We start from the raw sequence: 13,100 nt of genomic DNA, 5'->3' as shown, positions 1-13,100 counted from the left end.
CGCCGATGCCGACCATCTCGGGGTCGGTGCTGCTCAGCGCGGCTCGGTAAGCAGAAGGCTGCCCCGTCGGCGGCGGCGCCGCGCCGGCTGGTGAGCAGCAGGTGGCGGGCGCCGTGCTCGGCGACCAGGTGGCGGGCGACGAGCCCGCCGAGCGCCCCGGTGGCGCCGGTGACGAGGACGGTGCCCTCGGGGTCGGGTGCGGTGGGGACGGTGAGGACGAGCTTGCCGATGTGCCGGGCCTGGCTGAGGTGGCGCAGGGCCTCGGGGGCCCGGCGGACGTCCCAGCAGGTGACGGGCAGGGGCCGCAGGGCACCGGTGTCGAACAGGGCGACGAGCTCGCGGAGCATGGCGCCGATCCGGTCGGGGCCCGCCTCGATGGTGTCGAAGGCGGTGTAGTCGGCGCCCCGGTGCTCCTCGGCGACCTGCCGGGGGTCGCGGACGTCGGTCTTGCCCATTTCGAGGAAGCGGCCGCCGTCGGCCAGGGTGCGCAGCGAGGCGTCCACGTACTCCCCGGCCAGGGAGTTGAGCACGAGGTCCACGCCCCGGCCCGCGGTCGCGGCCAGGAACCGCTCCTCGAAGCCGAGGTCGCGGGAGGAGGCGAGGTGGTCGGCGTCCGGGCCGCCGGCGGCCGTCAGGGCCGCCCACTTGCCGGGGCCGGCGGTGCCGTAGACCTCGGCGCCGAGGTGGCGGGCGAGCTGGGTGGCGGCCATGCCGACGCCGCCCGCCGCCGAGTGCACCAGCAGGGTCTGCCCGGCCCGCAGCCCGGCCAGGTCGACCAGGGCGTAGTAGGCCGTCAGGAAGACGACGGGCACCGAGGCGGCCTCCGTGAAGGTCCAGCCCTCCGGCATCCGGGCCACCATCCGGTGGTCGGCGACGGCGAGCGGGCCGAAGGACTCGGGGATCATGCCGAACACCCGGTCCCCCACCGCCAGTCCGGCGGTGCCCGGTCCGGTCTCGACGACGATTCCGGCGGCTTCGCTGCCGAGGGTGGCCGCGCCCGGGTACATGCCGAGGGCGATCAGGGCGTCGCGGAAGTTGACTCCGGCGGCGCGGACGGCGATGCGGACCTGGCCCTCGCCGAGCGGGGCGGTGGCGGCGGGGTTCTCGGTGAGCGCGAGGGCGTCGAGGGTTCCGGCGGCGCCGCCGGGGGCGCCGGCGGTCAGCCGCCAGCCCGCCGCACCGGGGGTGGGGCGCAGCGCGTCGGCGGCGCTCCGGCGGGCCAGGCGCGGGACGTGGGCGGTGGCGCCGCGCAGCGCGAACTGCGGTTCGCCGGTGGCCAGCGCGGCCGCCAGCAGGCCTTCCTCCGGACTGCCGGGAGCGGGGGCGTGCGGGCCGGCCAGGTCGGCGAGGACCAGGCGGCCGGGGTTCTCGGACTGGGCGGAGCGGACCAGCCCCCACAGGGCGCTGTGGGCCGGGTCGGTGACGGTGGCCCCGGGCTCGGGGGCGACGGCGCCGTCGGTGAGCAGCACCAGCCGGGAGCCGGCGGTCCGTTCGTCGGCGAGCCAGGTCCGCAGGAGGGCGAGGCCCTCCCGGGTGACGGTGTGGACCCGCTCGGCCTCGGGTGCGCCGATGGGGCCGCGCGGTGCCGGGACGAGGACGGTGTCCGCGAGCCGGTCCCGGCCGCCGAGGCCGTCCAGGAGGGCGCGCAGGCCCTCGTGGTCTTCGGCCCGGGCCGGGGATCCGCCGGTGTCCCGGGCGTCGTCCCGGGGGTCGAGGGGCAGGACGGGCCAGTCCAGCCGGTAGAGGGCGTCCTGGTGCTCGACGGGGCCGGCGGCGGGCAGCTGCTCGGCCGTCACGGTCCGCAGGACGAGGGAGTCGACGCTGACGACCGCCCGGCCGGTGCCGTCGGCGGCGAACAGGGACACGGTGTCCGGGGCGGGCGAGGTCAGCCGTACCCGCAGCTCGGTGGCGCCGGTCGCCTCCAGCCGTACGCCGCCCCACGCGAAGGGGATGCGGCCCCGGCCGGTGTCGGGCAGCAGGCCGCCGAGGCCGACGGCGTGCAGGGCGGAGTCCAGCAGCGCCGGGTGGACGCCGAAGCCCGCGGCCTCGGTGTCCTGCGGGAGGGAGACCTCGGCGAACACCTCGTCGCCGCGCCGCCACAGGGCCCGGAGCCCCTGGAAGAGGGGCCCGTACCCGAAGCCGAGTTCGGTCAGGCGCTCGTAGTAGCCCTCCAGGGGGACGGGCTCCGCCTCGGCGGGCGGCCACGGTACGAGGTCCTCCGCCGTCGGGGCGCCGGCCGGCGGGGCGAGCACGCCGGTGGCGTGGGCCGACCAGGGCTCCTCGGAGCCGGTCCCGTCCGGCCGGGAGTGGACGCTGACGCTCCGGCGCCCGTTCCCGTCGGGGCCGGCCACGGTGACCTGGATCCGGACGGCGCCCTGGGCGGGCAGGACCAGCGGGGCGTGGAGGGTGAGCTCCTCGACCCGGTCGCAGCCGGTCTCGTCGGCGGCCCGGACCGCGAGGTCCACCAGGGCCGTTCCGGGGAGCAGGGCCGCCCCCATGACCCGGTGCTGGGCCAGCCAGGGCTGGGCCGTGAGGGAGAGCCTGCCGGTGAGGACCAGGCCCTCGCCGTCGGCGAGGGCGACGGCGGCGCCCAGCAGCGGGTGCCCGGCGGAGCCGAGCCCGGCGCTCGCGAGGTCTCCGGCGGCGGGCCCGGTTTCGAGCCAGTACCGCTCGCGCTGGAAGGCGTAGGTCGGGAGGTCGACGCGGTGGGCGCCCCGGCCGGCGAGGACGGCCGTCCAGTCCACCGGGGTGCCTTCGACGTGGAGGCGGGCGAGGGCGGTGAGGACCGCCGTCTCCTCCGGCCGGTCCCCGCGCAGGACCGGGACCGCCGTCCGGTCGCCGTCCAGGACGGCCGCGGCCAGGGCCGTCAGCACACCGCCCGGGCCGATCTCCAGGAACGTTCCGGCGCCCTCGGCCGCCAGGGCCTCGACGGCGTCGGCGAAGCGGACCGCCTCACGGACGTGGCTCACCCAGTAGTCGACGGAGCGGAACTCCTCCGCCGGCACCAGGGCACCCGTCAGCGTGGACACCACCGGCAGGACCGGGGTCCCGAAGGACACCTCCGCCACGACCTCGCGGAACCCGGCCAGCATGGGAGCCATCAGCGGGGAGTGGAAGGCGTGGGAGACGGTCAGAGGCTTGGTCTTGCGGCCCTCCGCCGCCAGCTTGGCCACCACCTGGGAGACGGCCCCTTCGGCGCCCGAAAGCACCACCGAGGAAGGTCCGTTGACCGCCGCGATGCCCATCTCCGCCCTGAACTCGGCCAGCAGCTCGCGGACTTCGGACTCCGTGGCCTCGACCGCCACCATCACACCGCCCGTGGGCAGCGCCTGCATCAGCCGGCCGCGCGCGGCCACCAGCCTCGCCGCGTCCTCCAACGAGAACACCCCCGCCACGTGCGCCGCGGCGAACTCACCGATCGAATGACCCGCCACGAAGTCCGGGGACACACCCCAGGACTCCACCAGCCGGAACAACGCCACCTCCACCGCGAACAACGCCGGCTGGGCGAACTCCGTCCGGTTCAACAGCTCGACGTCCCCGCCGAACACCACCTCCCGCAACGGCCGCTCCAGATGCCCGTCCACATACGCGCACACCGCGTCGAACGCGTCCGCGAACACCGGGAACACCTCGTACAGTTCACGCCCCATACCGACCCGCTGACTCCCCTGCCCCGAGAACAGGAACGCCGTCCCGGGCCGGGAGCCGGCCGCGCCCGTGATGACGCGGTCCCCCGCCGTGGCCGGGTCGTTCGCGGCCAGGGCGCGGAGTGCGGGCAGGAAGTCCTCCCGGAGCGTGCCGAGGACGGCGGCCCGGTGTTCCAGTGCGGCGCGCGAAGTGGCCAGGGAGCGGGCCACGTCGGCCGGTTCGAGGGCGGGGTGGCGCTCGATGTGGTCGAGGAGGCGTTCGGCCTGCTCGCGCAGGGCCTCGGGGCCGCTGCCGGAGATCAGCCACGGGACCGGCCTCGGTTCGGGGCGGGGCTCCGCGGGTGCCGGGGGTTCAGCGGGCGGCTGCTCGATGATGACGTGGGCGTTGGTGCCGCTCACCCCGAAGGAGGAGACGGCGGCCCGCCGGGTGTGCTCGGTGCCGGGCTTCCAGTCGACGGGCTCGGTCAGCAGCCGGACGGCTCCCGCCGACCAGTCGACGTGCGGGGTCGGGGCGTCCACGTGCAGGGTCCTGGGCAGCAGGCCGTGGCGCATCGCCTCGACCATCTTGATGATGCCGCCGACCCCGGCCGCCGCCTGCGTGTGGCCGATGTTGGACTTGAGGGACCCGAGCCACAACGGCCGTTCCCCGTCACGCTCCTGGCCGTAGGTGGCGAGGAGGGCCTGGGCCTCGATCGGGTCGCCGAGGGTGGTGCCGGTGCCGTGCGCCTCGACCACGTCGACGTCGGCCGGGGTGAGTCCGGCGTTGGCGAGGGCCTGGCGGATCACCCGCTGCTGGGCGGGGCCGTTGGGGGCGGTCAGCCCGTTGGAGGCGCCGTCCTGGTTGATCGCGGAGCCGCGTACGAGGGCCAGCACGGGGTGGCCGTTGCGGCGGGCGTCGGAGAGCCGCTCCACGAGGAGCATGCCGACGCCCTCGCCCCAGCCGGTGCCGTCGGCGGCCGCCGCGAAGGACTTGCAGCGGCCGTCGGCGGCCAGCCCGCGCTGCCGGCTGAACTCGATGAAGGCGTTGGGGCTGGACATCACGGTCACGCCGCCGGCCAGGGCGAGGTCGCACTCGCCGCGCCGCAGGGCCTGCGCGGCGAGGTGCAGGGCGACGAGGGAGGAGGAGCAGGCGGTGTCGACGGTCAGCGTCGGCCCCTCCAGGCCGAAGGAGTAGGCGATGCGCCCGGAGACGACGCTGGCGGAGCTGCCGGTGCCGATGTAGCCCTCCAGGTCCTGCGGGACGCTCAGCAGGCGGGAGGCGTAGTCCTGGTAGCCGGAGCCGATGAACACGCCGGTTCCGCTGCCGCGCAGGGAGGTGGGGTCGAGGCCGCCGCGTTCGAAGGCCTCCCAGGCGGTCTCCAGCAGGAGCCGCTGCTGCGGGTCCATGGCGAGGGCCTCGCGGGGGGAGATCCCGAAGAAGGAGGGGTCGAAGTCGGCGACGTCGTAGAGGAAGCCGCCGTCCCTGGCGTACGTGGTGCCGGGCCGGTCGGGGTCGGGGTCGTAGAGGGAGTCCAGGTCCCAGCCCCGGTCGGCGGGGAAGCCGCCGACCGCGTCGCGGCCCTCGGCGACGAGCCGCCAGAGGTCCTCGGGGCCGCGTACCTCGCCGGGGTAGCGGCAGCTCATGGCGACGATCGCGAGGGGCTCGGCGTCGTCTGCGGCGCGGGCGGCGGCCGTGGGCGCGGGGGCGGCGGTGCGGCCGGTGACGGCCGTGGTCAGTTCGGTCAGGAGGTGGGCGGCAAGGGCGGCCGGGGAGGGGTGGTCGAAGACGAGGGTGGCGGGGAGCCGGACCCCCGTCGTCCGGCCGAGGCGGTTGCGGAGCTCCACGGCGGTGAGGGAGTCGAAGCCCAGTTCGTGGAAGGCCCGGTCGGCCGGGACCGCGCCGGCGTCGGGGTGGCCGAGTACGGCGGCGGCCTCGGCCCGTACGAGGGCGAGGACGGCGCGGTCCCGCTCGGGCCCGGTGAGGGCGGCGGTCCGGCGGGCGAACTCGGGGAGTTCGCCGTCGCCCCGGCCGTCGGACGCCGTGCCGTCGGCCGCGTCGGCGAGGGCGGCGACGGCCTCGGGGACTCCGTGCAGCAGCGGGCTGGGCCGCAGCAGGGTGAAGGAGGGGGCGAAGCGCTCCCAGGCGACGTCCGCGACGGTCACGGCCGTCTCGTCCCCGGTGAGGGCGGCGCGCAGTGCGGCGATGGCAGACGGCGGGGTGAGGGCGGGCAGTCCGCGCTTGTGGAGCCGGTCCTCGGCGTCGCCGTCCTCGACCATGCCTCCGCCGGCCCAGGGGCCCCAGGCGACGGCGGTGGCGGTGAGGCCGCGGGCGCGGCGGTGTTCGGCGAGGGCGTCGAGGGAGGCGTTGGCGACCGCGTAGGCGGCCTGCCCGGCGGCTCCCCAGACGCCGGAGATCGACGAGAAGAGGACGAAGGCGTCCAGGTCCCGGTCGCAGAGGAGTGCGTCGAGGTGGTGGGCGCCGGCCGCCTTGGCGGCGAGGACGGCGGCGAACTCCTCGGCGGTGGTGTCGGCCAGCATGCCCGGGGTGCCGACTCCGGCGGCGTGGACGACGCCGGTGAGGGGGTGGTCCTGCGGCAGGCCGGCGAGCAGCCGGGCCACGGCCTCCCGGTCGGCGATGTCGCAGGCCTCGATGGTGACCCTTGCGCCGAGTTCCTCCAGTTCGGCGCGGAGCGCGTCGGCGCCGGCCGCCGCCGGTCCCCGGCGGCTGGTGAGGACCAGGTGCCGGGCTCCGGTCCCGGCGAGCCAGCGGGCCACGTGGGCGCCGAGGGCACCGGTGCCGCCGGTGATCAGGACGGTGCCGTGCGGCTGCGGGGTGGCGGGCTCGGAGGGCGCGGTGCGGCTCCGGGGGGCGCGCAGCAGCCGGCGTACGAAGACGCCCGCGCCGCGCACGGCCAGCTGGTCCTCCTCCCCGTGGGCGCCGGCGAGGACGGCGGCGAAGCGCCGGGCGGCGCGCTCGTCGAGGGCGTCGGGGAGGTCGACCAGGCCGCCCCAGCGGCCGGGGTGTTCGAGTGCGGCGGTCCGGCCGAGGGCCCAGACCGCCGCCTGCCGGGGGCTGCGCAGCGGGTCGGCGGTGCCGGTGGAGACTGCGCCCCGGGTGGCGCACCACAGGGGGGCGTCGACGCCCGCGTCGCCGAGGGCCTGCACCAGGGCGAGGGTGGTGGCGAGGCCTTCCGCCAGGACGGGGTGCGCCGGGTGCGGCTCCTCCTCCAGGGCCAGCAGGGACAGGACCCCGTCGACGGTGTGCTCGTGGGCGGCGGTGCGCAGCAGTTCGGCGAGTTCCTCCCGGCCGGTGCCGGGTGTGACGGGTACGGGCCGTACGGTCGCGCCCTGCTCCTCCAGGGCGCGCAGGGCCGCCTCCGTCCAGGGGTCGTCGGCGGGACGGGCGGCGGGGACGAGGGCCAGCCAGCCGCCGGCGGGACGGGTGGGTGCGGCGGCGGTGGCGGTGGCGGGCTGCCAGGCGATGCGGTAGCGCCGGCCGTCGAGCGTGGACCGCTCGCGGTGGTCGCGGCGCCACAGGGAGAGGGCGGGCAGGACCGAGCTGAGGGGTGCGTCGTCCGTGAGGCCGAGGCGCTCGGCGAAGGCGGCGAGGTCGGCGCGTTCGACGGAGTCCCAGAATCCGGCTTCCGCCGGGTCGGCTTCCCGGGCGGCGTCGGCGGTCCGGCCGGAGAAGGCCGTGGACTCCAGCCAGTAGCGGCGCCGCTGGAAGGCGTAGGTGGGCAGGTCGTGGAGGGCCGGGCGGCCGGCGCGGTCCCCGCTCGGGGCGGTCGGGTCGAGCGGGACCCCGTGGACGTGCAGCCGGGCCAGGGCGGACACGGCGGCCGCTTCCTCGGCGGAGTCGGCGCGCAGCAGGGGTACCGCGTGCGCGGAGTCCGCGTCCAGCAGGGGCTGGGCCAGGCCGGACAGTACGCCGCCGGGCCCGATCTCGACGAACACCGAGGCGCCGGCGTCCGCCAGGTACCCGACCGCGTCCGCGAACCGGACGGCGGCACGCACCTGGCCCACCCAGTACTCGGGATCGGCCAGTTCGGCGGCCGTCAGGCGGCGGCCGGTCACGGTGGAGACGACGGGGAGGGCCGGCGCGGCGAAGGGGACGGTCTCGACGAGCGCGCGGAAGGCGTCGAGCACCGGGTCCATCAGCGGGGAGTGGAAGGCGTGCGAGACGGTCAGGGCCTTGGTCCTGCGGCCCTCGGCGGCGAGCTTCCCGGCCAGTTCCGCCACGGCGTCCCCGGCGCCCGAAACCACCACGGACGTGGGCCCGTTGACGGCGGCGATGTCGGCCCGGTCCTCGAACCCGGCCAGCAGGGCCCGTACCTCCTCCTCGGCGGCCTCGACGGCGACCATCACTCCGCCCGGGGGCAGCTCCTGCATCAGCCGGCCGCGCGCGGCCACCAGCTTCGCCGCGTCCTCCAGCGAGAGCACGCCCGCCACATGGGCGGCGGCGAACTCGCCGACGGAGTGCCCGGCGAGGAAGTCGGGGCGCACGCCCCAGGACTCGACCAGCCGGAACAGCGCCACCTCGACCGCGAACAGCGCCGGCTGGGTGAAGGCGGTCCGGCCGAGCAGTTCGCCGTCCTCCCCGAACACCACGTCCCGGAGCGGGAGTCCGAGGTGCGGGTCCAGGGCCGCGCACGCCTTGTCGAAGGCCTCGGCGAACACCGGGAAGGCGGTGTGGAGTTCGCGCCCCATGCCCAGGCGCTGGCTGCCCTGCCCGGAGAAGAGGAACGCCGTCTTGGTCTTGCGGGCCCGGCCCTCGAAGGCACGGCCCGTCGGCTCCCGGCGGGCGAAGGCGTCGAGGGCGGCCAGCAGCTCGTCCCGGTCGCGGCCCACCACGGCCGCCCGGTAGGGCAGTCGGGCGCGGGTGGTGGCGAGGGCGTGGCCGATGGCGGCGGGTTCGGCGTGCGGGTTGTCGCGTACGTACGCCAGGAGCCGTCGGGCCTGCTCGGGCAGGGCCTCCGGGGTGCGGGCGGAGAGCGGCCACAGCTGCGGGACGGCCGCCGGGCCGGATCCGGCGGCCGCGGCCGCGCCGGTCTCGGTGCCGGTCTCGGTGCCGGACTCGGACTCGGACTCGGACTCGGACTCGGACCGCTCGGGCGCCGGTTCGGGGGCCGGCTGTTCCAGGACGACGTGGGCGTTGGTGCCGCTCACCCCGAAGGAGGAGACGCCCGCCCGGCGCGGTCCTTCCGTCTCCGGCCAGGCAACGGCCTCGGTCAGCAGCCGGACGGCGCCCGCCGACCAGTCCACGTGCGGGGACGGCTCGTCGAGGTGCAGGGTGGCGGGCAGCACTCCGTGCTCCATCGCCATCACCATCTTGATGACGCCGGCCACGCCGGCCGCCGCCTGGGTGTGCCCGATGTTCGACTTGAGCGCGCCCAGCAGCAGCGGCCGGCCGGCGGGCCGGTCCTGCCCGTACGTCGCGAGCAGGGCGTGGGCCTCGATGGGGTCCCCGAGCGAGGTGCCGGTGCCGTGCGCCTCGACGGCGTCCACCTCGGCGGCGGAGAGCCGGGCGTCGGCCAGGGCCTGGCGGATGACCCGCTGCTGCGCCGACCCGCTGGGGGCGGTCAGCCCGTTGGAGGCGCCGTCCTGGTTGACGGCGCTGCCCCGGAGGACGGCCAGCACGCGGTGGCCGTGGCGACGGGCGTCGGAGAGGCGTTCCACGAGCAGCATGCCGACGCCCTCGCTCCAGCCGGTGCCGTCGGCGGCGGCCGAGAAGGGCTTGCAGCGGCCGTCGGCGGCGAGCCCGCGCTGGCGGCTGAACTCCATGAAGGCGCCGGGCGTGGACATCACCGTCACCCCGCTGACCAGGGCGAGGGCGCACTCGCCCTTGCGGAGCGCCTGGGCGGCGAGGTGCAGGGCGACGAGGGAGGAGGAGCAGGCCGTGTCGACCGTCACGGCGGGGCCTTCGAGGCCGAAGGTGTAGGCGAGCCGTCCGGAGATGACGGCGGCGGCGTTGCCCGTCCCGAGGTATCCGTCGAAGTCCTCCGGGGAGGTGGAGAGACGGGCGTAGTCCTGGCCGTTGGTGCCGGCGAAGACGCCGGTGCGGGAGCCGCGCAGGGTGGCCGGGTCGATGCCGGCCCGTTCGAAGGCCTCCCAGGCGGTTTCCAGCAGCAGCCGCTGCTGCGGGTCCATCATCAGGGCCTCGCGCGGGGAGATCCCGAAGAACCCGGCGTCGAACTCGCCGACGCCGTCGAGGAATCCGCCGTGCCGGACGTAGCAGGTGCCGGCGTTGTCCGGGTCGGGGTCGTAGAGGGCGTCGAGGTCCCAGCCGCGGTCGGCGGGGAAGCCGGATATCGCGTCGCCGCCGTCCGCGAGGAGGCGCCACAGCTCCTCGGGGGAACCGATGCCGCCGGGGAAGCGGCAGCTCATCGCGACGATGGCGATGGGCTCGCGGGCGTCGGCCGTCATCTTCCGGTTCTCGCGGCGCAGCCGCTCGGTCTCCTGGAGGGAGGCGCGCAGTGCCTGAACGATCTTGTCGTTCGATGTGGTCATGATGTGCTCCGTACTCAGGCCGTCGATCAGGCTTCGCTGTCGCCCAGCGCCAGTTCGATGAGGTGGTCGACGTCCATGTCCGCGATGGCGGAACCGGTGTCGGTGTCGGGTTCCCCGTGCTCGGGGTGGGGTGCGGGTGCCGTGTCCGCCGCCCCGGCGGCCAGGCCCAGCAGGGCCTCCAGCAGCCCGGCTTCGCGCAGCCGGTCCAGCGGGACGGTGGCGAGGGCGCGGCGGACCCGGTCCTCGTCCGGGCCGCCCTCCCCCGGGGTGCGGTCCGCCGCCCCCTCGGGCAGGAGGGCGCCCAGCAGCCCGTCGGTGAGGGCGGTCGGGGTGGGGTGGTCGAAGACCATCGTGGTCGGGAGCCGGAGCCCGGTGGCGGCGCCCATCCGGTTGCGGAGTTCGACCGCGGTGAGCGAGTCGAAGCCGAGGTCCCGGAAGGCCCGGTCGGGTTCGATGGCGTCGGTGGCCGGGTAGCCGAGTACCGCCGCGGCCTCCTTGCGCACCAGGTCCAGCAGCCGCTCGTGCCGGTCCTGCGGGTCCAGGCCGGACAGTTCCCGTACGAGGTCGGCCGCCACGGGCGCGGCGGCGCCGGAGGAGTCGTCGCCGGCCGCTTCGGCGGCCAGCGCGGCCCGGGCCTCGGGCAGGTCGGCGAGGAGGGCGCTGGGCCGGCCGATGGTGAAGGAGGGTGCGAACCTCGGCCAGTCGACGTCCGCCACGACCACGGCGGTCTCGTCCCGGTCCATGGCCAGCCGCAGGGCGGAGACGGCCAGTGCCGGGGAGAGCGCGGGCAGTCCGCTGCGCCTCAGGTACTCCTCCGCGCCGCCGTCGGCGGCCATTCCGCCCTCGGCCCAGGGGCCCCAGGCGACGGCCGTCGCCTTCAGCCCCCGGGCCCGGCGGTGCTGGGCGAGGGCGTCGAGGAAGGCGTTGCCGGCGGAGTAGGCGGCCTGGCTGCCGCTGCCCCAGACGCCGGACACGGACGAGAAGAGGACGAAGGCGTCCAGGTCCCGGTCGCAGAGGAGTTCGTCCAGGTGGACGGCGCCGGCGACCTTGGCCGAGACCACGGCGGCGAGTTCCTCGGGGGTGGTCTCCGCGACGGTGGTGAACTGCGGGAGTCCGGCGGCGTGGACGACGGCGGTCAGCGGGGCGGGATCGGCGGACAGGCCGTCCAGCAGGGCCGCCAGGGCCGACCGGTCGGCCACGTCGCAGGCGGCGACCGTCACCCGCACCCCGGACTCCCGCAGCTCGGCCGCGAGTCGGGCAGCGCCCGGGGCGGCCTCGCCGCGCCTGCCGGCGAGGACCAGGTGCTCGGCACCGGCTCCGGCCAGCCAGCGGGCGGTGTGCCCGCCGAGCGAGCCCGTACCGCCGGTGATCAGCACGGTGCCCCGGGGCTGCCAGCCGCCGTCGGGGCCGGTGGCGGTGGTGGTGCGGGGCATCCGGGTCAGCCTGCGGACCAGGGTCCCGGAGGCGCTCAGCGCGAGCTGGTCCTCGCCGTCGGCCCCGCCGAGGAGCTCGGCGAGCCGGGCGAGCGTCCGCTCGTCGGGGGCGGCGGGGTCGCCGCCGGCTGCGGGGAGGTCGATCAGGCCGCCCCAGCGCGCCGGGGTCTCCAGGGCGACCGCGCGGCCGAGGCCCCAGACCAGGGCCTGGAGCGGCCGGGTGACCTGGCGGGCACCGTCGACGGCCACGGCCCCGGCGGTGAGGCACCACAGCGGCGCCTCGGCCTCCAGGTCCCCGAGCGCCTGGACGAGCGCGACGGTGGCGTTGAGGCCGGCGGGCAGGCCGGGGTGGCGCGGGTGGTCGCGTTCGTCCAGGGCCAGCAGGGACAGCACCCCGGCCACCGGTGCGCCGTCCACGGCCCCGGCCTCGCGCAGCAGCGCGGCGAGGGTCGCCCGGTCGGCGCCGGGGTCGGTGACGGTGACGAGGAGGGGGGTGGCGGCCCGGTCCCGGAGCATCCGGGCGTAGGGCTCGGCGGTCGCCCCGTCCCGGGCCACGATCAGCCAGGTGCCCGAGGGGGCGGCGGCGGGCAGGCCGGTGCGGGGCTGCCACACCGCCTGGTAGCGCCAGCCGTCGAGGGTGCCGCGGGTGCGGCTCTCGCGGCGCCAGGCCGCGAGCGCGCCGAACACCGAGTCGAGCGGCGCCCCGGCCGCCACCCCGAGCCGCGTGGCGAGGGCCTCCGGTTCCCCGTTCTCGACGGTGTCCCAGAACTCCGCTTCGGCCGCGTCGGCCGGGGCGGTGGCGGCCGGGGCGGTCCGCGCCGTCAGCCAGTAGTGCTCGCGCTGGAAGGCGTAGGTCGGGAGGTCGACGCGGTGGGCGCCCCGGCCGGCGAGGACGGCCGTCCAGTCCACCGGAGTGCCTTCGACGTGGAGGCGGGCGAGGGCGGTGAGGACGGCGGTCTCCTCCGGCCGGCCGGCCCGCAGGACCGGGACGGCCGCCTGAGTGCCGTTCAGGACGGCCGCGGCCAGCCCCGTCAGGACGCCGCCCGGACCGATCTCCAGGAAGGTGCCGGCCCCCTCGGCCGCCAGGGCCTCGACGGCGTCGGCGAAGCGGACCGCCTCACGGACGTGGCTCACCCAGTAGTCGACGGAGCAGAACTCCTCGGCCGACACCGGCGCGCCGGTCAGCGTCGAGACCACGGGCAGGGCGGGGGTGCCGAAGGACACCGCCTCCACCACCTTGCGGAAGTCCGCCAGCATGGGATCCATCAGCGGGGAGTGGAAGGCGTGGGAGACGGTCAGGGGCTTGGTCTTGCGGCCCTCGGCCGAAAGCTTCCCGACGAGGTGTCCGACGGCCTCCGCCGTACCGGAAAGCACCACCGAGGACGGCCCGTTGACCGCCGCGATGCCCGCCTCGGTCTCGAACCCGGGCAACAGCGCGCGGACTTCGGACTCCGTGGCCTCGACCGCCACCATCACACCGCCCGTGGGCAGCGCCTGCATCAGCCGGCCGCGCGCGGCCACCAGCCTCGCC

At 76.7% G+C, this 13,100-nt stretch carries 2 protein-coding genes; both read right to left on the bottom strand.

Translation table 11 applies throughout. The features are described 5' to 3' along the window. The coding region (locus AB0O29_RS30990) for a type I polyketide synthase (protein WP_365158206.1) at positions 1–10,136 on the bottom strand (10,136 nt) is incomplete at its 3' end. A 26-nt stretch (positions 10,137–10,162) separates the two neighbouring features. Next, positions 10,163–13,100, bottom strand: a 2,938-nt coding sequence (locus tag AB0O29_RS30985; RefSeq protein ID WP_365158204.1) for an SDR family NAD(P)-dependent oxidoreductase, incomplete at its 5' end; no start/stop codon positions are given.

It is taken from the genome of Streptomyces sp. NPDC089915 (genome assembly GCF_040684675.1).
GTDB lineage: Bacteria > Actinomycetota > Actinomycetes > Streptomycetales > Streptomycetaceae > Streptomyces.
The sequence above is the reverse complement of the archived record's forward strand: the minus strand, read 5'-3'. Positions and strand labels throughout refer to the sequence as shown.